Annotated in this window: 20 protein-coding genes and 2 tRNA genes; 10 read left to right on the top strand and 12 right to left on the bottom strand. The window is 60.0% G+C overall.

Annotated features, from left to right (window positions below; translation table 11 throughout):
- Positions 1-58 precede the first annotated feature (58 nt).
- The gene (locus tag L1071_RS03495) at positions 59-1408 is read left to right on the top strand and encodes a glutamine synthetase family protein (RefSeq protein WP_246968779.1); all 1350 of its coding nucleotides are present in this window, start codon (positions 59-61) and stop codon (positions 1406-1408) included.
- A gap of 54 nt (positions 1409-1462) precedes the next feature.
- The gene (locus L1071_RS03500) at positions 1463-2200 is read left to right on the top strand and encodes a glutamine amidotransferase-related protein (RefSeq protein WP_246968782.1); all 738 of its coding nucleotides are present in this window, start codon (positions 1463-1465) and stop codon (positions 2198-2200) included.
- 70 nt (positions 2201-2270) lie between these two features.
- Here the strand turns inward: L1071_RS03500 and aguA are convergent, their stop codons facing one another.
- Positions 2271-3368: an agmatine deiminase gene (gene aguA / locus L1071_RS03505; protein ID WP_246968784.1), complete on the bottom strand. Its 1098-nt coding sequence runs from the start codon at positions 3366-3368 to the stop codon at positions 2271-2273.
- Positions 3369-3601: 233 nt separating this feature from the next.
- Between aguA and L1071_RS03510 the strand changes: the two genes are divergently transcribed.
- The gene (locus tag L1071_RS03510) at positions 3602-5143 is read left to right on the top strand and encodes an aldehyde dehydrogenase (RefSeq protein ID WP_246968786.1); all 1542 of its coding nucleotides are present in this window, start codon (positions 3602-3604) and stop codon (positions 5141-5143) included.
- 77 nt (positions 5144-5220) lie between these two features.
- Here the strand turns inward: L1071_RS03510 and L1071_RS03515 are convergent, their stop codons facing one another.
- The 7 genes from L1071_RS03515 to L1071_RS03545 all read right to left on the bottom strand — a co-directional run bounded on the left by L1071_RS03515 (position 5221) and on the right by L1071_RS03545 (position 13406).
- Entirely contained in the window at positions 5221-6588 is a 1368-nt protein-coding gene (locus L1071_RS03515) for a glutamine synthetase family protein (RefSeq protein ID WP_246968788.1), read from the bottom strand.
- 55 nt (positions 6589-6643) lie between these two features.
- Positions 6644-7711, bottom strand: a complete 1068-nt coding sequence (locus L1071_RS03520) for an ABC transporter substrate-binding protein (RefSeq protein WP_246968789.1) — start codon at positions 7709-7711, stop codon at positions 6644-6646.
- A gap of 60 nt (positions 7712-7771) precedes the next feature.
- Positions 7772-8569 carry an ABC transporter permease gene (locus tag L1071_RS03525; RefSeq protein WP_246968791.1) on the bottom strand — a complete coding sequence of 266 codons (798 nt, stop codon included), beginning with the start codon at positions 8567-8569 and terminating at the stop codon, positions 7772-7774.
- The gene (locus tag L1071_RS03530) at positions 8566-9489 is read right to left on the bottom strand and encodes an ABC transporter permease (protein WP_246896842.1); all 924 of its coding nucleotides are present in this window, start codon (positions 9487-9489) and stop codon (positions 8566-8568) included. Before L1071_RS03530 ends, L1071_RS03525 begins: the two co-directional genes overlap by 4 nt.
- Positions 9490-9499: 10 nt before the next feature.
- Complete coding sequence (locus tag L1071_RS03535) at positions 9500-10624, bottom strand: ABC transporter ATP-binding protein (RefSeq protein ID WP_246968793.1); 1125 nt, start codon at positions 10622-10624, stop codon at positions 9500-9502.
- Positions 10625-10655: 31 nt separating this feature from the next.
- Positions 10656-11945, bottom strand: a complete 1290-nt coding sequence (locus L1071_RS03540; protein WP_246968795.1) for an NAD(P)/FAD-dependent oxidoreductase — start codon at positions 11943-11945, stop codon at positions 10656-10658.
- A gap of 177 nt (positions 11946-12122) precedes the next feature.
- Entirely contained in the window at positions 12123-13406 is a 1284-nt protein-coding gene (locus L1071_RS03545; RefSeq protein ID WP_246968798.1) for an NAD(P)/FAD-dependent oxidoreductase, read from the bottom strand.
- Between the two features lie 337 nt (positions 13407-13743).
- Between L1071_RS03545 and L1071_RS03550 the strand changes: the two genes are divergently transcribed.
- Positions 13744-14769: a succinylglutamate desuccinylase/aspartoacylase family protein gene (locus L1071_RS03550; protein WP_246968801.1), complete on the top strand. Its 1026-nt coding sequence runs from the start codon at positions 13744-13746 to the stop codon at positions 14767-14769.
- A gap of 18 nt (positions 14770-14787) precedes the next feature.
- Here L1071_RS03550 and dusA read toward each other — a convergent pair whose 3' ends face one another.
- From dusA to L1071_RS03565, 3 genes are all read right to left on the bottom strand, one after another.
- Complete coding sequence (gene dusA / locus L1071_RS03555; RefSeq protein WP_246968804.1) at positions 14788-15810, bottom strand: tRNA dihydrouridine(20/20a) synthase DusA; 1023 nt, start codon at positions 15808-15810, stop codon at positions 14788-14790.
- Between the two features lie 371 nt (positions 15811-16181).
- Positions 16182-16475, bottom strand: a complete 294-nt coding sequence (locus L1071_RS03560; protein WP_246968807.1) for a hypothetical protein — start codon at positions 16473-16475, stop codon at positions 16182-16184.
- 93 nt (positions 16476-16568) lie between these two features.
- Entirely contained in the window at positions 16569-17213 is a 645-nt protein-coding gene (locus tag L1071_RS03565; protein WP_246968810.1) for a helix-turn-helix domain-containing protein, read from the bottom strand.
- A gap of 412 nt (positions 17214-17625) precedes the next feature.
- Between L1071_RS03565 and L1071_RS03570 the strand changes: the two genes are divergently transcribed.
- From L1071_RS03570 to L1071_RS03585, 4 genes are all read left to right on the top strand, one after another.
- Positions 17626-18522, top strand: a complete 897-nt coding sequence (locus tag L1071_RS03570) for a LysR family transcriptional regulator (protein ID WP_075369618.1) — start codon at positions 17626-17628, stop codon at positions 18520-18522.
- 81 nt (positions 18523-18603) lie between these two features.
- Positions 18604-20082 carry a glutamate--tRNA ligase gene (gene gltX / locus L1071_RS03575; protein WP_246968814.1) on the top strand — a complete coding sequence of 493 codons (1479 nt, stop codon included), beginning with the start codon at positions 18604-18606 and terminating at the stop codon, positions 20080-20082.
- 205 nt (positions 20083-20287) lie between these two features.
- A tRNA-Ala gene (locus L1071_RS03580) sits at positions 20288-20363 on the top strand.
- A gap of 15 nt (positions 20364-20378) precedes the next feature.
- Positions 20379-20454: transfer RNA gene (locus L1071_RS03585), tRNA-Glu, on the top strand.
- Between the two features lie 482 nt (positions 20455-20936).
- On the opposite strand, the gene gltA is transcribed toward L1071_RS03585, so the two are convergent.
- Entirely contained in the window at positions 20937-22223 is a 1287-nt protein-coding gene (gltA, locus tag L1071_RS03590) for a citrate synthase (protein ID WP_246968817.1), read from the bottom strand.
- A 392-nt stretch (positions 22224-22615) separates the two neighbouring features.
- Between gltA and sdhC the strand changes: the two genes are divergently transcribed.
- Positions 22616-22993, top strand: coding sequence for a succinate dehydrogenase, cytochrome b556 subunit (gene sdhC / locus L1071_RS03595; RefSeq protein ID WP_246968819.1), 378 nt, complete (start codon positions 22616-22618; stop codon positions 22991-22993).
- A complete protein-coding gene (gene sdhD, locus L1071_RS03600) occupies positions 22987-23334 on the top strand; it encodes a succinate dehydrogenase, hydrophobic membrane anchor protein (RefSeq protein WP_246968821.1) in 348 nt (115 codons plus the stop codon). Before sdhC ends, sdhD begins: the two co-directional genes overlap by 7 nt.

The following is a 23334-nucleotide window of genomic DNA, read 5'->3' on the forward strand; positions in this document are numbered from 1 at the left end:
TATCTGGATGGGATATCTTGATGCTCTGATTTTCGAAAAGCATTCAAGAGTCACACGTATGGCGACGAATAAAAAACACGACAAGAACCGCGAGCTGGATCTTTTCATCACGGATTTGAACGGCAATTTACGCGGCAAGCGTATGCCCGCCAGCGGTCTGGAAAAGGTCCGCAAGGAAGGGCTCAAACTGCCGCGCTCGGTGGTGGGCTTTGATTTCTGGGGTGCCGATGTTCTGGACAATGGCCTGGTGTTCGAGACCGGCGACAGTGATGGTATCTGCATGCCTGTCAGCGAAGAGCCGATTCCAGTGCCGTGGTCGGAAGCGCCGCGTGACCAGATGCTGGCGATGATGTTCAATCCTGATGGCACGCCCTTCGAGGCCGATCCTCGCCAGGTGCTCAAGCGCATGGTGGATCGCTTCGCTGAAAAGGGGCTGACACCGGTGATGGCTACCGAGCTTGAGTTCTATCTGATGGATGCCGAGTCGGAACGGACTCAGCGGCCGACGCCGCCGGCACTGACAGAGGGGAAAGGGCGCCGCCTGGCCAATACGGAAGGCTATTCCGTTGAGGAAATGGATGGCTTCGAGGCGTTTTTTGCCGATGTTCGCGAGGCCTGCCAGGTGCAGGGTATCGGCGCGGATACCATCATCGCCGAGATGGGACCGGGGCAGTTCGAGGTCAACCTCAACCATGTGGCCGATCCGCTGAATGCGGGCGATCAGGCGATTCTGTTCAAGCGTCTCGTACGCGGTGTCTCCCGTCGCCACGGCTATGCGGCCACCTTCATGGCCAAGCCCTATGTCGAGGAAAGCGGCAACGGTTTTCATGTGCATTTCAGTCTGCTCGACTGCGACGGCAACAATGTCTTCGATGACGGCACCGAACAGGGCAGCGATCTGCTGCGCCATGCCATTGCGGGGCTGATGCAGTCGATGCCGGAGAGCATGCTGATGTTCGCGCCGCACCTGAATTCCTATCGCCGCTTCATGCCGGGCGCCCATGCCCCGACTCATGCTAGCTGGGGTTACGAGAATCGCACGGTGGCGCTGCGCGTGCCGGAAAGCCCCCATCAGGCGCGGCGGATCGAGCATCGGGTAGCCGGTGCCGATGCCAACCCGTATCTGGTGCTGGCGGCCGTTCTCGCCGGTGCGCTGCATGGCATGGAAAACGAACTCGAGCCAGATGCCCCGGTGGAAGGTGATGCCTACGCCGAAGAGAATCCCCGCTATCCGTTGCCTTGCGAGTGGCAGGACGCCATCAAGCGTTTCGACCAGAGTGAGAGACTGCGGGGATACCTGAGCGACGAGTTCGTGCGTGTCTATGCGCAAGCCAAGCGCCAGGAGCGCAGTCGCCTGAGCGAGCGTATCTCCGATATCGAATACGAAGCCTATCTGGGATTGCTCTGATCCTGGCTAGGCGCTGAAGACAGGCACGGCGCGACCGTGAGTGAGGAATTCGTCATGACGCTGAAAATCGGCATATTGGCCACCGGCACCACGCCGGAGAATCTGATCGAAACGCATGGCTCCTACGCCGACATGTTCGTTAACTTGTTCGGGCAAGCGGGCTATGACTTTACCTTCATTACCTTCGATGTCCGCGACGATATCTTTCCCGAATCAGCCGCTGCCTGTGATGCCTGGATCATCACCGGCTCAAAATCCAGCGTCTGCGACAAGACGCCCTGGATGGCACGCTTGAAAGCACTGATTCTTGAAATCTACGCCACCGGCCGTCCCATAGTAGGGATCTGCTTTGGCCACCAGATCGTGGCGGAAGCCTTTGGGGCCGACGTCAACCGGTATCCGAACGGTTGGGGCGTGGGGCTGCATACCTACCAACTGGACAAAAGCGTGCCGGAACTGGATGCCCTGGGCGGCCAATTCACACTGAATGCGGTGCACCAGGATCAGGTACTGAGCAAGCCGACGCAGGCCGAGGTCATCGCCTCTTCGCCGTTCTGTCCGTTTGCGGCGCTGCAGTACGACAATCGCATCCTGACCCTGCAGGCGCATCCGGAGTTCAACGTGGAGTTCGAAACCCGGTTGCTTCAGTCACGTCGCGACGCCCCGATTCCGTCGGCGGCGGCCGACCAGGCGCTGACCAAACTCCATGAGGCATCTGCGCGTACGGACTCACTGCAGGTCGCCCACTGGATGGCCGCTTTTTTGCAGCAGGGTCGCTCTTCAACAGAGTAGACGTCGTCGAGCGTGGCTAACACGGCCGCTTGGCTGCATCGGCTTGTCCCACGATAGCGCCTGACAGGAATCAGGCCCGGGGTTGCTGTTGGGTGATGCAGTGGATGTTGCCGCCGCCGAGCAGGATCTCGCGGGCATCGACGGCGACCACCCGGCGCCCCGGGAACAATCTCTCGAGGATTATTCGTGCCGCGTCGTCATGGACTGGATCGAGTTTGGGCATCACCACTACCGCGTTGCCGATATAGAAATTGACATAGGAGCCGGCCATGCGGTCGCCGGGTTGGCGGGGCCGCGAGCTGCTTAGCCGATCGACGCCGCTGGCCTCGGTCTCGGCGATCTTCAGCGGGCCGGGCATCGGTAGTTTGTGCACTATAAGCCGCCGTCCCTTGGCGTTGGTGGCGGCCTCGAGAATCGCCAGGGCCTCGCGGGAGATGGCGTGCTGCGGGTCGCTAGCGTCGTCGGTCCAGGTCAGTGCTACCTCGCCGGGGGCGACGAAGCAGCACAGGTTGTCGACGTGGCCGTCGGTCTCGTCCTGAAAACAGCCGCGCGGTAGCCAGATGACCTTTTCGACACCCAGATAGACGAACAACAGCCGTTCGATCTCGGCCTTGTCGAGATCGGGATTGCGGTTGGGGTTGAGCAGGCATTCCTCGGTGGTGATCAGGGTGCCCTCGCCGTCGACGTGGATCGCGCCACCCTCGAGTACCAGCGGGGTGATGAAGCGTTCGATGCCGAGTATCTCGGCGATCTTCTGGCGGATGCGGCGGTCCTTGTCCCAGGGGAAGTAGAGCCCTCCGTTGAGCCCGCCCCAGGCATTGAACTCCCAGTCGACCATCGCCAAGCGACCATCCGGATGGGTCAGAAAGGTCGGCCCGACATCGCGCATCCAGGCGTCGTTGCTGGAAAGCTCGATCACCCGAATGTGTGTCGGCAACTGGTTGCGGGCGTTTTCGTACTGATCGTCGTTGACGCCGACGAAGACCGTCTCGCTCACGGCGATCGCCTCGGCGACGGCGACGAATGCCGCCTGAGCCGGCTTGGCGCCGTAGCGCCAGTTGTCGGGACGCTGCGGCCAGAGCATCCAGCAGGCGTCATGCGGGGCGAACTCGGCGGGCATGGCAAAGCCCCGCTCGGCGGGCGTGGTGGTGCGGCTCTCGGTGCTCATGGTTGCGTCTTGTAGGTTGGAAGTCGTCATTGAGATGAGATGTCGAGATAAGTTGTCGAGAGAGGCTTTCTTTCTGTGTTCAGAAGGAGATTAGCGCGGGAAAGGGTGGCGGGAATATATCCTGATGGGGGTATATCGAAACCGCGCAGCGCCGCCTAATGTGTCCAGTGCTCAATCACCTGGCGATGCCATCCTTGAACGCGCCAATCGTGTACTGACATAGGGAGAACGACATGACTCAATCCAAAACCTCAATTCCCGAAACCCATGCCGATTGGCGGGCGCTGGCCGAGCATCTGAGTGTCGAAAAGGGCCTCGAGGCGCGTGCCTATATTGACGATACCTTCGTTGACGCTGTCAGCGGCGAGACTTTCACGAGCCTCAATCCGGCCACCGGCGAGACGCTCGCCGAAGTGGCCAGTTGTGATGCCGCCGACGCCGAGGCAGCTGTGGCGGTCGCGCGACGTGCCTTTGAGGACGGCACGTGGTCGCGGTTGTCACCGGGCGAACGCAAGGCCGTGCTGCTGCGTCTGGCCGAGCTGATGGAGGAGCACAAGCATGAGTTGGCGGTGCTCGACAGTCTGGACATGGGCAAGCCGGTGTCGAGCGCCATGGGAGACATGGGCGGTGCCATCGGCTGTATTCGTCATCATGCCGAGTCCATCGATAAGCTCTACGGCGAGATCGCGCCCACCGGCGAGGACAGCCTGGGGTTGGTGCTGCGCGAGCCGCTCGGTGTGGTGGCGTCGATCGTGCCCTGGAACTTTCCGTTGATGATGACGGCCTGGAAGATCGGCCCGGCGCTGGCGGCCGGCAACAGTGTCATCTTAAAGCCCTCGGAAAAGTCGCCGCTGTCGGCGTTACGCCTCGCGCAACTGACGCGCGAAGCCGGTTTACCGCGTGGTGTCTTCCAGGTACTGCCCGGTTTTGGCCACACCGTGGGCAAGGCATTGGCACTTTCCATGGGCGTCGACTGTCTGGCCTTTACCGGCTCCACCGGGGTCGGCAAGCAACTGATGCAGTACGCCGGCCAGTCGAACCTCAAGAAGGTCTTTCTGGAGTGCGGCGGCAAGAGCCCGAATGTGGTCTTCGCCGACTGCAAGGACCTGGACCGGGTGGCCGAGCACGCCGCCGCCGCGATCTTCCACAATCAAGGCGAGGTGTGCATCGCCGGCTCGCGGCTACTGGTCGAAAACAGCATTCGCGAGCGCTTCGTCGACAAGGTTCTGAGCGCCGCCGAACACATGCAGCCCGGCGATCCGCTGGATCCGGCGAGCTTCATGGGGGCGATGGTCGATCAGACCCAGTACCAGCGGGTGCTCGATTATATCCGCCAGGGCGTTGAAGAAGGCGCGACGTTACGTGCCGGTGGCGAGGCGTTGGACGGCGAGGAGGCGAATGGCCAGGGCCTGTTCATCGGCCCGACGGTATTCGACGGCGTGACCGATAGCATGACCATCGGCCGCGAGGAAATCTTCGGTCCGGTATTGGCGGTCTTCGGCTTCGACACCGAGGAAGAGGCCGTGCGGCTTGCCAACGACAGCGACTATGGTCTGGCAGCAGGCCTGTGGAGCCAGGACATCGATCGGATCATGCGCGTCACGCGGCGGCTGCGCTCGGGGCAGGTCTTCGTCAACAACTGGGCGGACATGGACCAGACGGTGCCCTTCGGCGGCGTCAAGCAGTCCGGCAACGGCCGCGATAAGTCTCACCACTCGCTGGAGGAATACTCCGACCTCAAGACGGTGTGGATGACGCTGACGCCCTCGTCGTGAGCATAGCTGGTAGGCTAACGGACCCCGGTGGATGATCCGGGGTATCGTTGCGACTGCGGCGACACGTCACCAGTCTGCTAGACCCTGAGCAAAAGGTGCTCGCGCTCCCAAGAGCTGATCACCTGGAAGTACTCGCGGTGCTCGGCGCGCTTGACCGCCAGGTAGCTGTTGGTGAAACGTTCGCCGAGGACCTCGGCCAGGGGCTGACAATCGCTTAGCATATCCAGCGCCGGACGGATATCGTCAGGCAGTTTGTGGCCGCCGGACCAGGCCGAGCCGATCATCGGTGGGCGTGGCTCGAGCTGTTCGAGCATGCCGAGATAGCCGCAGGCCAGCGAGGCTGCCATGACCAGATAAGGGTTGGCATCGGCCCCCGCCAGGCGGTTCTCGACCCGGGTCGCCTCGGGCGTCGAGACCGGCACCCGCAGGCCCACGGTGCGGTTGTCGGTGCCCCATTCGACGTTGGTCGGCGCCGAGCCGCTGGTTTCGGTGCGCATCAGCCGGCGGTAAGAGTTGACGTTGGGCGCCAGCAGCGGCATGGCCGCCGGCAGGTATTGCTGCAGCCCGCCGATGAATTGCTGGAAGAGTCGGCTGGACTTGCCGTTTTCGCCGGCGAACAGGTTGTCACCGGATTCGGCGTCCAACAGGCTCTGATGGAGGTGCATCGAGCTGCCTGGCTCGTTGGCCATCGGCTTGGCCATGAAGGTGGCATACATACCGTGCCGGAGCGCCGTTTCACGCAGGGCGCGCTTGAACATCACCACCTGATCGGCCAGCCGCAGGGGATCGCCGTGCTGGAAGTTGACCTCCATCTGTCCGGCGCCTTCTTCGTGAATCAGGGTATCCAGGTCGAGGTTCATGGCATCGCAGTAGTCGTACATCTCCTCGAATAGCGGATCGAACTCGTTGACCGCATCGATGGAGAACGACTGACGGCTGCTTTCCTGGCGGCCGTTACGTCCGATAGGTGGCTCCAGCGGATAGTCGGAGTCGGTGTTGGTCTTGACCAGGAAGAACTCGACTTCGGGCGCGACGACCGGCTTCCAGCCGCGCGCTTCGTAGAAGGAGAGCACTCGCTTGAGGACGTGGCGGGGGGAAAGCTCCACCGGCTCGCCGGTCAGGTAGTGGCAATCGTGGATGATCTGGGCGGTGGCATCATCGGCCCAGGGCACCAGGAAGATGGCATTGGGGTCGGGCACCAGCTCCATGTCCCGTTCGGCAGGATTCCAGAAGTGGATGTCATCGTCGTCGGGGTAGCCGCCGGTGACGGTCTGGATGAAGATCGAATCTGGCAGTCGCGGACGTCCGCCGCCCAGGTACTTGCCGGCGGGCATGATCTTGCCCTTGAGGATGCCGGTGAGATCGGTGACCAGGCACTCGACCTCGGTGATGCCGCGCGTCTGAAACCAATCGCTGAAGTGAGGGTGTTCCTGACGGTTACTCATGGGATTTCCTTGCTCTGCGGATGGGTCCCCGGCCGGATGGCCGGGGACTGACGTCTCAGCGTGCCTGGACCTCTGACCACAACTGCTGGAAAACCTGCAGCTGCTCGCCCTCGAGACTGGGCGTGAAGTACAGCCGTTGCATGTCCTCCTCGGACGGCTGGATCGGCGGCTGGGTCAGTATGTCGTCGAGGTAGGGTTGAGCCGCCGCATTGGGGCTGGCGTAGTAGTTGTAGTTGGATAGCTGGGCGCCAATCTTGGCGTCGAGGATGAAGTTGATGAATTTGTGGGCCAGATCGGGATGGGGCGCCTTGGAGGGGATCAGCATGGTGTCGACCCACATCTCGGTACCTTCGTCGGGAATCATGAACTTGATGTTCTTGAAAGAATCCGGATTTTCCTGGCTGTAGAAGAGGTAGTCGCCGTTATAGCTCAAGGCAGCGTGCGTTACACCTCGCGCCAATTGTTGCAGGCTCGGCGTGCCGTCGACGAAGCCGCTGAAGTTGTCGCGATCCTTGGTGTCGATCAGCAACCTCGCGGCCTCCTTCCAGTCCTCGGTATCGGTACAGTCATAGTTGTGGCTTAGATAAGCGCAAGCACTACCCATGCTTACCTGACCATCGCCCATCAGGGAAAAAGGGTGTCCTGGGTTGACCTCGGGATCGAACATCAGCGACCAGCTCTTGGGCGCGTCGGGGAACGTCTCGGTGTTATACACCAGGCCGGTTACCCCCCATTGGTAAGGCGCTGAATAGGTGCTCTGCGGGTCATAGCCGGGGTCTTGGAACTGCTCCATGACGTTGTCCAAGTTGGGAATCTTGGACTTGTCGAGCTTCTGTACCATACCGGTCTCGATCAGTCGCGGCACGTAGTAGTTGGACGGTACGATGATGTCGTACTGCGATACGCCGCCAGCATTGAGCTTGGCGAACATCTCGGGTAGCGAGTTGTAGTAGTTCTGCACCACCTCAGCGTCGTATTTTTCCTCGAAGGTCGTGATGATCGCCGGGTCCATGTACTGGGTCCAGTTGAACAGGTAAAGCTTGTTGTCTTCCTGAGCCTGGACGCCGCTGGCCAGCAATAGGCCCCCGAGTGTAGCGGCGATTCTTGTGGTCATTGTTTTCATCGTTTCGCTCTCCTTCGGTGCTACGTTTTGTTGGTGCTACTTTGTTTTGACAGGAAGCGCCTAGCGGCGTCCCTGCCGGTTGAATAGCATGCTGAATATGGCGGCTATGGCCACTGCGCCGATCATCAGGGTGGCAATGGCGTTGATCTCGGGCGTCACGCCTTTCTTGATGGCACTCCAGATATAGATCGGCAATGTGGCGCTCTCCGGCCCTGCCGTGAAGAAACTGATCACGAAGTCGTCGATCGACAGCGTAAACGACAGGAAGAAGGCGGAAATCAACGCTGGCTTGATGGTCGGCACCATGAAGTGCACCACGCGCTTGACCGGCGACGCATAGAGGTCCTTGGCGGCCTCGAATAGCGTTGGATCCAGGCCCACGAAGCGCGAGTAGACGATCAGCGCCACGAAGGGGATCTGGAAAGTCACATGCGCGATGATCATGGTGCCGAGTCCTGGCTTGAGTAGGCCGGTCCAGGCGTGGATCTGCACGAAGAAGGCCATCTCGGAGATGCCGAAGACGATATCCGGCAGCACGATCGGCAGATAGATCAGCACGATCAGCCAGCCCAGCTTGCGGTGGCGATGACGGTACATGCCATAGCCGATCAGACAGCCAATCACCAACGCCACGATCGAGGAACTCACCGCCAGTACCAGGCTGTGGCCGAAGGCGTCGATGATCTGCTCATTGCCGAACAGTCTGCGATACCAGACCAGCGAGAAGTTCTCGAAAATAGCGGTGCTGTTGGCGGAATTGAAGGAGAACAGCACGATCACGAACAGGGGCACGTAGAGGAAGAACAGCGTCACCCACCAGATGCCGGCGAGACCGCGCGCAAGCGTTCGCTTTCTCATATCACCACCTCCTCACCGCCGCCCAGGCGCTTGCCGATACGCCGCATGGCGAACAGGCCGATGAACGTCGCGATCAACATCAAGATCGCCCCGGCCGCTCCCAGCGGCCAATTGGAACTGCCGGCGAACTGGTTGGCGACCAGGTTACCGAGCATCATGCCTTTGCCGCCGCCGAGCAGTTCGGGAATCACGTACATGCCGAAGGCGGGAATCGCCACCAGGACCGTGCCCGCCAGTAGTCCAGGGAGTGTCTGCGGGAAGACGGCGTGCCAGAAGGCGCGCACCGGGCTGGCATAGAGATCTTGTGCGGCCTGCACCTGCGCCGTATCGAGCTTCTCGAAGGCGGCATACAGCGGCAGCACCATGAAAGGCAGGAAGTTGTAGATTAGCCCCAGGGTGACCGCGAAGTTGGAGGGATACAGCCCCATGTTCGGTGCCACCAACCCCAGACTCTCGGCCAGGCTGGATAGCGGTGTGCCCGGTGCCAGCAGGTTCATCCAGCCGAAGGCGCGAATCACCTGATTGGTCCACGAAGGCACGACGACCAGCAACAGCAGGATCGGCCGCCACTTCTCACGACAGGTGGTGATGTAGTAGGCCACTGGATAGGCGATTATCACTACCAGCAGCGTCGATACTAGGGTCTGCCACAGCGAGCGCAGCAGGGTGTAGAGATTACCCGGGCTCCAGCCTAGAAAGCCGACGCCGGCCAGGCGCTCGAAGGAGTCCAGCGACAGTGGCATCTGTGGCAAGCCATAGGGCCCGTTGGTCATGAAAGCCACACCCATCAGGTACGCACTGGGCAATACCAGGAAGATGAATATCCATAACGCCCCCGGCGTCACCGTGAACAGCAGATGGCGGGTCTCGCGGACCATGGCCCGGCTGCGGGCAGTGGGTACTGCTCCAGGATAGGACATGTTCGCCTCCTCACTCGCTCAGGGTGACCAGGTCTTCCGGCGCTACTGCTACCGTCACCGTTTCGCCGACCTCGGGAAGATGACGGCCGCGGTTGTTGACCGTGGCCTGCAGGGTGGTATCGCCGATGGCCAGGCGGAACTCGGCATGGCTGCCACGATAGAGTCGCTCGGTGACGGTCGCCGTCAGATGGTTGGGTCTCTCGACCGCGCCGGGCAATAGATCCAGCGTCTCCGGGCGAATCAGCAACAGTTCGCCGTCGCCGGCCTCCTCGGCGGTCAGCTCCCCCAGCGCCGTGGTCAAACGGTCGCCCTGGCGAGCGCTGATCGGATAGAGATTGTCGTGGCCCATGAAGTGCGCCACGAAGGCATTCACCGGGCGCTCGTAGACTTCACGCGGTGGACCAACCTGCTGGATGGTGCCGCCATTGAGTACGGCGATACGGTCGGACATGACCATCGCCTCCTGCTGGTCGTGGGTCACGAAGACGAAGGTCATGCCGAGTCGCTTCTGCACCCGCAGCAGTTCCACCTGTAGCTGGCTGCGCAGCCCGGCATCCAGTGCCGAGAGTGGTTCGTCGAGCAGCAGCACGTCGGGTTCGCAGATCAGCGCTCGGGCCAGTGCGATGCGCTGGCGTTGGCCACCGGAGAGCTGGTCGACATGGCGATCGACGAGATCACCGAGTTTGATGAAGTCGGCGATTTCGTCGACCTTGGCGTGGCGCTTGGCGGCCGGCATGCCGCGCATCTTCAGCCCGAAAGCCAGGTTCTCGCGTACCGACAGATGCGGGAAGAGTGCATAGGACTGGAAGACGGTATTGACGCTGCGTTGATGAGGGGGTGTCTCGGTGATGTCCTTGCCGCCGACCACCAATGACCCGGCATCCGGTTCTTCCAGGCCGGCGAGGATGCGCAGCAATGTGGTCTTGCCGCAGCCGGACGGCCCCAGCAGGGTGAAGAACTCGCCGGCCCGGATGTTCAGATCGACGCCATCCAAGGCGACGGTATCGCGCCCGAAGCGCTTGTGCAGGCCCTGCATCTCGATCGAAGACGCCTTATGGTTCGACCGGTCGCGTTCATCGGCGGCCGGGCGAGCGTCCGGATGGTCGGCGATATCTGCCGTCATGGTCTCGCTCATGGGGATACCTCTTTATTGTTGAAGACTTCTCTCAGAGCCGGTCGCGCAGTTTGTAAAAGTTGGTCGCCAGTACCAGCAGCGGCTTGCGCAGAGCGCGACCGCCCGGGAACTGACGATGCGGTATAGCGGCGAAGACATCGAAGCGCTCGCTCTGGCCGGCGATGGTTTCGGCCATCAGCTTGCCGGCCAGCCCGGCCATAGCCATGCCATGGCCGGAATACCCTTGGGCATAGTAGAGATTATCGCCTAGACGGCCGAAATCGGGGGCTCTATTGAGGGTGATCGCCACATCGCCGCCCCAGCGGTACTCGATGGGCACTCCTTCGAGTACCGGAAACAGTCGGGTGATCTTGGCGTCCATGCGCGCCTGCAACTGCGGGGGTTCGCGGCCGTCGTAACTGACCTCGCCACCGTAGATCAGGCGTCGATCGGCGCTGAGCCGGTAATAGTCGAGCACGAAGTTGGCATCGGCCAGGGCGTCGTTCTTCGGCAGTACCTGTGCCGCCTGTGTCTCGCTCAGCGGTGCGGTGGCGATCATGTAGTTGGCGGCCCGCATGACGCGGCCGGAGAGTTCCGGCACCAGGCCGCCGTGATACGCATTGGTGGCCAGGACCACGAAATCTGCAGTCACGCTGCCATGCTCGGTGGTGACCGTGGCCGGTTGACCGCGGCGGATCGTGCACGCGGCGCTATGCGAATGCACGCGTACCCCGGCGCGCTGCGCCGCCCGCGCCAGGCCCAGGGTGTAGTTGAGAGGATGAAGATGGCCGCCTTCCCGGTCGTACAGGGCCGCCGGGTAGGCATCGGTGACGACGTGCTCGCGCAGGGCATCGCCCTCCAGCCATTCGAGAGCTTCGTAGTCGTAGTCACGGGTCATCTGTTCGCGGAAGGCGGTGAGCTCCTTGATATGACGCGGCTTGACCGCGGCGTGAAGGTAGCCCCAGGCCAGCTCGCAGGGAATGGCATGGCGCTCGATCAACTCGGCGGTGAGGCGTACCGCTTCGCGGCTCATCTCCCATACCTCGCGGGCGCGAAGCAAGCCGAGGGCCTTCTGGACGGTGGTGATGTCGGTACCCAGCCCCGGCAGGATCTGCCCGCCGCTACGTCCGGAGGCGCCATGGCCGATCTCGCCGGCCTCGAGCAATGTCACCGAGTAGCCACGTTCGGCGAGGTGCAGGGCCGCCGAGCAGCCTGTCACTCCACCACCGATCACGCACACATCGCTCCTCGTGTCGCCTTCAAGGGGCATGGTGGGTTCGAGGTCTACGGCAATGGAGGCACGGTACCAAGAATTGGGAGTATCCGAGACGGTACTGCGCATGAATTCCATCCTGTTGTTTTTGTTGAATAATTGGCAATAACACGACAAACGTTTCGCGCCAGGGAGGAGAAATCCCCTGGAGGGGCTTGCGAGTCAGTTACCTTCCTCTTATTCAGTTCATCGCTTAAATGCCGTCGCGTTTTGCTGTTTTTTGCGGCGGTGGTCGATCTTCAAAAATCAAATCCCGAGCTTGTCGCGCAAGTCGTAGTACCAGGCGCCCATGGCGGTCAGCGGGATCTGCATGGCCCGCCCGCCAGGGAACGAGTGCTGGGGTAGGCCGGCGAAGATATCGAAGCGTTCTGCCTGTCCCTGAATCGCGTCGCTGATCACTTTGCCCGCCAAGTGAGTGCAGGTGATGCCATGGCCGCTATATCCTTGTGCGTAGTAGATGTTTTTTCCGATGCGGCCGAATTGGGGCAAGCGGGTCAGCGTTAGCAGGAAGTTGCCGGTCCATGCGAAATCCACTTTAACGCCCTTGAGTTCCGGAAATGTCTTGAGCATCTTTGGCACGATCAGCGTTTCGACTTTTTCCGGCTCGCGAGCCCCGTAGGTGACGCCGCCGCCGTAGATCAGGCGACCATCTCCCGATAGGCGGAAATAGTCCAGCAGGTAGTTGCCGTCTTCGACGCAGTTATCTTTAGGCAACAAACGCTGCTGCACACTTTTGGCCAGGGGCTCGGTGGTGATGACCTGGGTGCCGCAGGGGATGGCCTTGGATTCAAGCTTTGGCAGCAGGCCATTGAGATAGGCATTACCGGCGACCAGCACGTAGTCTGCTTCGACGTCGCCTTCCTCGGTATGAATGATCGGCTTGTCGCCTTCATGAACCTGTAGTGCCGGAGAGTTCTCGTAGATGATCCCTCCCAGGGATTCCACGGCGGCGGCTTCCCCCAGTACCAGGTTCAGCGGGTGGAAATGTCCCCCGCTGTGATCGATCAGACCACCCGCGTAGCGCTGGGTGCCGACGTATTGCTGGATGGCATTCTCGTCGAGCAGTTCCAATCGTTCGTGGCCGTGGGCTTCCCAGAGCTTTTTTTTCCCGACCAGCTCATCGAACTGCTTGCGGTTGCACGCGGCGAAAATACCGCCTTCCTTCAGGTCACATTGGATGTCGTAGTCTTTGACGAAACGCCGCAGAATATGACCGCCCTCGAAGGCCATTCGGCCCATCTCTGCGCCGACTTTCTGGCCGTAATGGCGTTCGATGAAGTCGATATCGCGGCTGTAGCTGTTGACGATCTGCCCCCCATTGCGGCCGGATGCGCCGAATCCGATGCGGTTGCCTTCCAGGACGACCACTTTGTAGCCATTTTCGGCCATGTGTAGGGCTGTAGACATGCCGGTGAAGCCGGCGCCGACGATGCAAATATCTGCCTTCACGTGACCCTGCAGGGTCGGACGCACGCGCTTGTCATTCGCGGACGCTGCGTAATAAGAATGAGGATGAGACGTTGTCTGCACGGTTTGCTCCAGAAACGTTGTTGTATCTTACTGGCCTTTATTAAAGGCTGACCAGTTGAGCATTAGCGTTGAGGTAACGTTACGAAGAGGCGGCAATCCTGTGATATACCCCCTTGGGTATATTTTAAGAGCACGCCGTCCAGACAGCCCCCGCGAGGCGCTCTGGAGATGAGCATGCTTGATTTCTCGCCTCATGACAGTGATCGTAAAAGCCTGCGCTGCTGACATGCGTCGCGCCCTTCATTGAGGGCTAAAAAAAGAATTGCTTGCATGAATGAGTATCATGAGGCGCCATGGCGGGTATAAAGAATCCGCCATCTTCGGTATAGGAACACTCATGGCTCGCGCTCCCTTCGAACTCGCCGGTACGCGTATTCCGCCCGGCAGCCGGGCACAGATCGATGTACCGGTGGCCAAGCTTTACACTCATGCACCGTTGCATATTCCCGTCGAGGTTGTTCATGGCCGTCAGCCAGGGCCAGTGCTGTTGGTGTGCGGGGCGATTCACGGTGATGAGCTCAATGGCGTCGAGATCGTGCGTCGCATGCTGAGGCTGGCGTCGCTATCGCGCTTGCGGGGCACGCTGATCGCGGTGCCCATCGTCAACGTCTTCGGTTTCGTGCAGCAGACGCGTTACTTGCCTGATCGACGTGACTTGAATCGCTGCTTTCCGGGTAGTGAGGCCGGCTCCTTGGGCTCACGCGTCGCGTCGCTGTTTCGCGAGCAGATCGTCGATTTGGCGACGCATATCGTCGATTTGCATACCGGGGCGCTTCATCGCACCAATCTCCCCCAGGTACGGGCGCAGTTGAAGGATCGACCCGCGACGCAGGCCATGGCCGAGGCGTTCGGGGTGCCGGTGATCCTCAATGCCGAGCTGCGCGAGGGAAGTCTGCGGGCATACGCGCAGTCGCGTGACGTGCCGGTGCTGACCTATGAAGCCGGCGAGGCGCTGCGTTTCGACGAGTGGGCGATCGCCCCGGGAGTAAGAGGCGTGCAGCGCGTGATGCGTTTGCTGGGTATGCTGCCCACCGACCGGCGTCGGCATTCACCCGCTGTTGCGGAGGTCGCCAATGGCTCGAGTTGGGCACGTTCGCCGATCGATGGCATTCTGCGGCCACGGGCACGGTTGGGCGCGCGCGTGGCACGGGGAGATGTCTTGGGGCGCGTTGCCGACCCCTTCGGTAATGCTGAGCAGGAAGTGCGCGCCAACGCCGATGGCATCGTCATTGGCATGAGCAATCTGCCGCTTGCCAATGAAGGTGAGGCGCTCTTTCATGTGGCCCGCTTCGATGAAATCGAAGAGGCCGAGAACGCCGTTGAAACCTTTCACTCGGATTTCGAGACACGCCAGGAACTGTAGTCAGGCGCGTTATCTCGCTCAGGCGACGGCACTTGTAGTGTCGAGTTCGCGTACCTTGGCCAGTGCTGCGTCGAAAACCTCGAGCCCGGCACCATCGCGGTGGGCGTTTTCCGACAGGTGGCGACGGAATTGACGCCCCCCCGGACACCCCTGGAACAGGCCGAGCAGATGGCGGGTGATGTGATTAAGCTTCGCTCCCTCGGCCAGACGTTCGGCGATATAGGGGCGAAAAGCGCGCGCGGCCGCATGGCGGCTACTCATGGGCGAGGTGCCGCCGTAGAGGGCGGTGTCCACCCCGGCCAGTAGCCAGGGGTTCTGATACGCCTCACGCCCGATCATCACGCTATCCACTTTCTCGAGCTGAGCCTGGCACTCGTCCAGCGTCTTGATGCCGCCGTTGATGCCGATATGCAACTCGGGATGCTGCGCCTTGAGACGATGCACGCGTGGATAATTGAGCGGCGGCACGTCGCGGTTTTCCTTGGGTGAAAGGCCCTCGAGCCAGGCCTTGCGCGCATGCACGATGAAGACCTCGCAGCCGGCATCGGCGACGCGTTCGATGAAGCGCGCCAGGTCGGCGTCCTCGTCTTGCTCGTCGATGCCGATACGGCACTTGACCGTGACCGGAATCGAGGTCGCCGCTTGCATGGCGCTGACCGCCGCCGCCACCTTGTCCGGATGCTCCATGAGGCAGGCGCCGATCAGGTTGTTCTGTACCCGATCGCTGGGGCATCCCACATTCAGATTGACCTCATCGTAGCCCCAGGCCTCGGCGATAGCGGCGCATTCCGCCAGCGCAGCAGGATCGCTACCGCCCAGCTGTAGCGCCACCGGATGCTCCACATCGCTGTACCCGAGAAAGCGCTCGCGGGGCGAGCCATGCAGAATCGCCCCGGTGGTGACCATTTCGGTATACAGCAATGCCTCACGCGTCAGCGTACGGGCGAACGCACGGTAGTCGCGAGTCGTCCAATCCATCATCGGGGCGATAGAAAATCGGCGGGCCCGCGCTAGCGAGTCTTGCGCTGATTTTTCAACCATTGTCGGCCTCCGATAAGGGGTTGGTTAAGAACGATAGCGGATGCAGTGGCCGCGTATTGTACGCTATAAGGCGAAGTGGGCAATATATCGCCAGATCCGAGCCGAGTCGGCCTATGTGGGAGGCAATGACGCTTTCGCGGCCTTATTTACTTTCTGGAACATTAAATTGGTGTTATTTAATGCAGGTTATTTGCCCTACTGCGTTTCTTCTACCATGGTGATGGTGTCCGCTAAGGAAAGGCGGAAAGCAAGGAAGCTAGGGAAAAGGAAGCCTAGGTAAGCATGGAGGCACGGACAGGACGTTCGTGATAACTGCAAGGAAATGCAGATTTGCATAAAGACCCGGCCGGTATTGGTCGGGTTTTTTTGTGTCAGGGTGACTGGTTGCGCTTATCTCGAAGCTGGCGTTGCGAGTCTTCCAGGCGGCGCTGAGAGCGTTTGAGTTGACGCTCTTGCTGCTGGCGCTCGTCGAAACGCTCATCGCCGTGTTCGCTGCGGTTCAGTGACTGGCGACGCTCGATCGTGGTGGCGCGGTCGCTGCTGACGTCACGTTGCAGTTGATTGCGCTGTCGACTGTCGTTAAGTGAGTCGTGCCGGCCAGGGTCGTCGGCCAGTACCGGCCATGCCAGGGCGAACAGTGTCACCAGCAGAATGGCTTTTATCATGAGGCCTCCCAGCGATGAGAATATACCTCCAGTATGGACCATGGCATGTCGCATGGAATTCCCGATACGCTTGGAGGTTCTTTTCAGGGGGGATCACTCACTGCCATTACATTTTTGCCAGCGAGCCTGAAGGCGTCCCGCTATACGGAAGGGGAACGGCTTGTTCGAGTCGAAAAGGGTGCAGTGCCCAGCGTCACTAATGCGCAGTGTCTCCGGCTCAGGCTGGCTCAGGTGCAGGATCGTGAGTGCATGTCGCCATTCGAGCAGATAAAGCCCTTCCTGCCGGAAGTGAGAGGTGGGCAGAATGGCGGCGAGATCGCCTTCCTCAAGATAAGCGAACGTCTCGCCTGCACCTGGTGTCACTAGGTAACACCCCTGAACTAGAGCATCGATAGCGATGCCTGAGGCGGCAAGAGGGTCGGCGAGCGTTTGAGCTTCCCACGGCACCGGGGGCGTAGCGTGTAGTGCCAAGAGGCGTGCATTGCCGGACACATCCTCGGTGACACGTTGGGAGGTCGTGGGCGTGGCGACGGCAGAGCCATCTTCGAGTAGACGTTCGAGCGGACAATGCAGCGCATCGGCCAGCGCGATGAGTCGTTCGTGTCCGACTTGTCTGATCGTGCCGGATTCCCAATAGGAAATCGTGACGTCCGATACGCCGACACGCCTAGCCAAGGCGGCCTTGCTCAAGCCGGCGTCTATCCTTAGCTGCTTGATTCGGGGTCCCAGTGCGTCCATGTAGACATCTCGCCATGAGGTGAACGCGTTAGCATATCCAGCCAATGGCAAAGTATGTTTCGGGTTGGGGGTTATGAACAGCACGCAGTGCGAATATCGGATCCGTATTGCAGTGCGGAAAGGAGAGAATGAGTAAGAAAAGAGCGCCGGCCGTCCCGGAGAACAGCCTGATGGCGCAAAGAAAAGCTCGTTTCACTGAAGACGCCACACGACGCAGGAAAGCCGAAGCTGCCTGGCGCCGTTAGCGTGCGCGTGGCAATTCCGCTGAGAAAAGGCCACGCATGTCGGGAGCGATACGGTACCTCGCCTACCCGAGCGGCCAGTATAAGCAGTCGGCCTTTGCGTAATAAGAGGGTACAATCGAAAACTAGTGTTTCTAATTTGGAAACTAGTATCTCGGAGTATCTTCAACGTGACGACACTGGATGCATTGCGGGTCTTCGTCGAGGTCGTTCGTGCGGGGAGTTTTACCGCAGCGGCGCGGCGTTTGAGTATTTCCAAGTCGCTGGCTTCCAAGCGTGTGGCCGCGCTCGAGGATGAGTTGAGCGTCAGTCTACTCAACCGCTCGACGCGTTCACTGCGCCTCACGGAAGCCGGACAGATCTATTACGAGCATGGGTTGCGGGTCATCGAAGAGTTGCAGACGGCGGAGGCACAGGTGCAGTCCGTCACGTCGCAACCTCGGGGGCAACTCAAGGTCAGCGCCCAGGTGAGCTTCGGCTTCATGTACCTGGCGGCCCCTACGACGGCCTTCATGCGTCGTTATCCCGAGATGTCGGTGGAAATCCTGCTCGAGGATCAGCGTTTCGAGCCCATCGACGAATCGGTAGACCTGGCCATTCGCATGGGGCCGATGCCGCCTTCGAGCCTGGTGTCGCGCCCGCTGTGCAAAGTGGTCTATGGCTTGTACGCCGCGCCGGATTATCTGGCCCGCGTGGGGCGGCCACTGCATCCCAAGGACATCGCCGAGTTCGATACGGTGTTCTACGGCAATTACGATCTGGGCGCTCACTGGCGCTTTTCGCTCAATGGACAGCCGCTGGATATCGAGCCCAACTCACGCCTGGTGATCAATAACCTGCTGGGCGTCGTTGAGGCAGCGAAGGCGGGATTCGGCTTGGCCTATCTGCCGACATTCGCGGCACGCGCGGCGGTGGAGGAGGGGCAGCTGACACCGCTATTGCAGCCGTATTGGAACGAGCACGGCAGCATGCTGGTGTTGTTTCGCTCGCGCAAATACCTGCCCGACAAGACCCGTGCTTACCTGGATTTCATCACGGAGTGGTTTCGCGAGCACCTGGCCTTGTGAAGAAGGTGTCGGCGGTGCTGATGCCGGGTAGGTGCATGCGTATAATGATGCCATCGTCAGTCACCAACGATCGGGAACTTCATGACCGTACGTACACGTATCGCGCCGTCGCCGACCGGCGATCCCCATGTCGGCACGGCCTATATTGCGCTGTTCAACCTCTGCTTCGCGCGTCAGCACGGCGGGCAGTTCATTCTCCGCATCGAGGATACGGACCGCGTGCGTTCGACGGCCGAATCGGAGCAGATGATCCTCGACTCCCTGCGCTGGCTGGGACTCGAGTGGGATGAAGGCCCGGATATCGGTGGCCCTCATGGCCCCTATCGGCAGAGCGAGCGGGGCGATATCTATGCGCAATATGCGCAGCAACTGCTCGACGCCGGACATGCGTTCAAGTGCTACCGGACCAGTGAAGAGCTCGACGAACTGCGGGAGACGCGCAAGGCAGCAGGGCTGCACTTGGCGCTCAAGCCGGCTGATCTAGCGCTTAGCGATGAAGAAGTAGTGCGTCGCGAGCGCGAGCAGTGGCCTTACGTGGTGCGCATGAAGGTACCGGGCGAGGGGAGCTGTATCGTCAGCGATATGCTGCGTGGCGAGATCGAAGTCGATTGGGCGCAGGTCGATGCGCAGATCCTGCTCAAGTCTGATGGCATGCCGACGTATCACCTAGCCAATGTCGTCGACGACCATCTGATGGGCATCACCCATGTCATGCGCGGCGAGGAGTGGATCAACTCGGCACCCAAGCACAAGCTGTTGTATGAATACTTCGACTGGCCGATGCCGACGCTGTGCCATATGCCGCTGCTGCGCAATCCGGACAAGTCGAAGCTGTCCAAGCGCAAGAACCCGACCTCGATCAATTATTATCGGCACATGGGCTTTTTGCCGCAGGCGGTGACCAACTATCTGGGGCGCATGGGTTGGTCGATGCCCGATGATCGCGAGAAGTTCTCCCTTGAGGAGATGATGGCGAACTTCGATATTCAGCGTGTGTCGCTGGGCGGCCCGGTGTTCGACTTGGAGAAGCTCACCTGGCTCAACGGCGTCTATATCCGCGAGGACCTGGACGATGCGGCACTGCTTCAGGCGTTACGTGAATGGGCCTTCAACGAAGAATACGTCAATCAGATCCTGCCGCAGGTACGTCCGCGAATCTCGACACTCTCCGATGTCATGCCGCTGGCCGGGCATTTCTTTTCGGGGATGCCGCCGCTCGAGGCGTCCAGTTTCGAGGGGGTCAAACTCGAGCATGAGGACCTGCTCAAGTTGCTGCAGTTCTTGACCTGGCGTCTGGAAGGCGTCTCCAGTTGGCATAAGGAGGCCTTGCTCGACGAGGTCAAATGCCTGGCCGAGGCATTCGACATGAAGATGAAAGCGTTCCTGGCGCCGGTCTTCATCGCCGTCACGGGGAGTGCGACCTCTACCTCAGTGCTGGATGCCATGGCGATTCTCGGCTCGGATATGACACGGGCGCGCCTGCGTCATGCCACCCAGGTGTTGGGAGGCATTTCCAAGAAGCAGGCCAAGCGCTTCGAGAAAGAATATCGGGAGCTGTAAGCTCCCGGGCTTTGCCCTGAACTGGAAGAGCGGCGCTGCGCGCCTGGAAGAAGGAAGAACGCTGCTACGCAGCTTGAAGAGGGAAGAAAATCCCCAGATACTACCTTCCTTCTTCCTTCTTCCTTCTTCCTTCTTCCTTCTTCCTTCTCGAAAGATATTGACGAAGCCAGGTGGAATCAGTATTCTACGCACCGTCTTGAGGCACGGGGCCTTAGCTCAGTTGGGAGAGCGCAACACTGGCAGTGTTGAGGTCAGCGGTTCGAACCCGCTAGGCTCCACCAAGCTCAAGACAATGCGTCCCATTCGTCTAGTGGTCCAGGACACCGCCCTTTCACGGCGGTAACAGGGGTTCAAACCCCCTATGGGACGCCACTTTTTCTTGCCTATCAGAATCAGCAATGGCAATACCCGGAGACGCGAAAGCGTCTTTTTTTGTCTTTGCTTTCCCGCTCGCTATTAGACGTTTTTATACGTTTTTTCCCTTGACACCTCTGGGACCTTGTCCACTGCCGTGTCGTCTTCCTTTCTGTGTTGTGTATAACGCCGAATGAGGCCCGTCATACTGCGCGTTATAGTAAAATTTTATGTTTTTCAATCACTTATGAAAGGTTAAAAATTAACCGATCTGAGCGTAACCGCCTTGTCATGGTGTTTCTGGCGAACTGCCTAGAGGTTTTGAACAGGTTTATCCACAGAAAGTGTGGAAAACGCTCGGCGGCGTCAGGATGGGAGAGCGCATCTGTGGGGACGGAGAGTTGTAGGCGCCAGGAGAAGGCGAATCAAACGCAACGGACCGCCCTGAAGACGGTCCGTGATGCGTGCAGTCACCTGGCTAAGCGTTGCGACCAAGTGAGTTACTTGGTCGGGTAGTCCCGCTTGGAATGACCGGTATAGAGCTGACGCGGACGGCTAATGCGATAACTGCTGCTGATCATCTCGTTCCAGTGGGATATCCAGCCAATCGTGCGCGCCGTGGCGAAGATCACGGTGAACATGTTGGTCGGAATACCGATCGCCTTGAGGATGATGCCGGAATAGAAGTCGACGTTCGGGTAGAGCTTGCGCTCGATGAAGTAGTCGTCTTCCAGTGCGATCTGCTCGAGTCGCTTGGCGATCTTGAGCTGCGGGTCGTCGGCCAAGCCGAGTTCGCCCAGCACTTCATCGCAGGTCTCTTTCATAACCTTGGCGCGCGGATCGAAATTGCGATAGACGCGGTGCCCGAAGCCCATCAACTTGAACGGATCATCCTTATCCTTGGCGCGATCGATGAAGCGTTGGATGTTCTCCTCGGATTCATCACCGATTTCGTCGAGCATGTTGAGCACGGCTTCGTTCGCGCCACCATGTGCGGGACCCCATAGCGCGGCGATGCCGGCACTGATGCAAGCGAAGGGATTGGCGCCTGTCGAGCCCGCCAGACGCACTGTAGACGTGGAGGCGTTCTGTTCATGATCGGCGTGCAGCATGAAGATCCGGTCCATGGCCTTGGCGAAGACCGGATTGACCTCATAGCTTTCACACGGGTTGCCGAACATCATGTAGAGGAAGTTCTCCGCGTAATCGAGATCATTGCGCGGATAGTTGAATGGTTGGCCGATGTTGTACTTGTGACACATCGCGGCCAGTGTCGGCATCTTGGCGATCAGGCGAACCGCGCTGACACGGCGTTCTTCTTCCTTGGTGATATCCAAGTTGTCATGGTAGAAGGCGGCCAGGCCACCGACGACGCCGCACAGAATCGCCATCGGGTGCGCGTCGCGGCGGAAGCCCTTGAAGAAGTTGACGAGTTGTTCGTGGACCATGGTGTGATTTCTCACGGTGGCCGCGAAGTCGTCGTATTGCGCCTTGCTGGGGAGCTCTCCGAACAACAGCAGGTAGCAGAGCTCGACGTAATTGGAGTTCTCGGCGAGTTGGCCGATGGGGTAGCCGCGGTGGAGCAGTACGCCCGCAGCACCATCGATATAGGTGATGCCAGATTCGCAGGAGGCGGTGGCGACGAAGCCCGGGTCGTATGTGAACAGACCTTCGCTGGTCAGGCCGCGGACGTCGATCACATCAGGCCCGACGGTGCCGGAGTAGACAGGGAACTCGATCGTCTTGTCCAACCCTTCTACCGTCAACTGCGCTTTCCTGTCAGCCATTATGGCCTCCTCTTTTACCTAAGTCTTTGTCTTGCTTGCCATGCCAGCGAAAATAATGCGCCTACTATAGAACCACGCGGTGGATTGTCAATTGGGCCTAGAGCGGCTGTAGCCATGTCACCGCTGCGCATGGCGTGTCCCGACGTGGTGATAGAAAGGAGGCGAGCAAGATTTCTACACGGAAGTGTCACCCTATTTGACGCGTCCATGGGGATGGCTGCAAGGGCTATCTCATTTGTCATGACATGCCCCGGTCCTTATAATCTTTATCCGCGCGACTGGCAGGAGCATGGCTTGGTCATGTAAGCCCTCGACCAAGGCTTCCCCCTCAAACCACCGCCCGCACCGGGTACAGCCCTAGCCGCTGGCGGGCCAAGAGAGTGTGATGAGCCGTGAATAGCAAAAGACCCGTAAACTTAGACCTGACGACGATAAAATTTCCACTTCCCGCACTGACCTCCATCGCCCACCGCGTGACCGGTGTCATCCTCTTCGTGGGGTTGATCTTCGGTTTCTGGGCTCTCGACGCGTCACTCTCGTCTCCCGAAGGATTCGAAGCAGTGCGTGACACCCTCGCCAACAACATACTCGCCAAACTGATTGCCTGGGGATTGCTCTCGGCATTGGGCTTCCACTTCGTGGCCGGCATCAAGCATTTGCTGATGGACGCAGGCGTTGGCGTGGATCTCGAGGGTGGATATCGCAAGGCGCAGATCACGGTCGTGATCAGTGCCATCTTGGTGGTTCTGGCAGGAGTCTGGGTATGGTAACCAACATCACGAACCTCGGCCGCAGTGGCCTGTCCGATTGGCTGATCCAGCGTGTCTCGGCCATCATTCTTGCGATCTATGCCGTGTTCATGGTCCTGTATCTACTGTTCCATCCGGGGCTCGATTACGCCACGTGGAGCGGTCTCTTCTCGCAGACCTGGATGCGCATCTTCTCCCTGCTGGCCTTCATTTCCATCGCGGCGCACGCGTGGGTCGGTTTGTGGACGGTATCCACCGACTATCTCAAGCAGGCGGGTGCACGCTTTGCATTTCAAGCGGTCGTCATGCTGGCCATCTTCGTTTTTCTGGTGTGGGGCGTTCAAGTCCTTTGGGGAGCCTAA

Source organism: Chromohalobacter sarecensis (assembly GCF_023061135.1).
In the GTDB taxonomy this organism is placed as follows: domain Bacteria; phylum Pseudomonadota; class Gammaproteobacteria; order Pseudomonadales; family Halomonadaceae; genus Chromohalobacter; species Chromohalobacter sarecensis.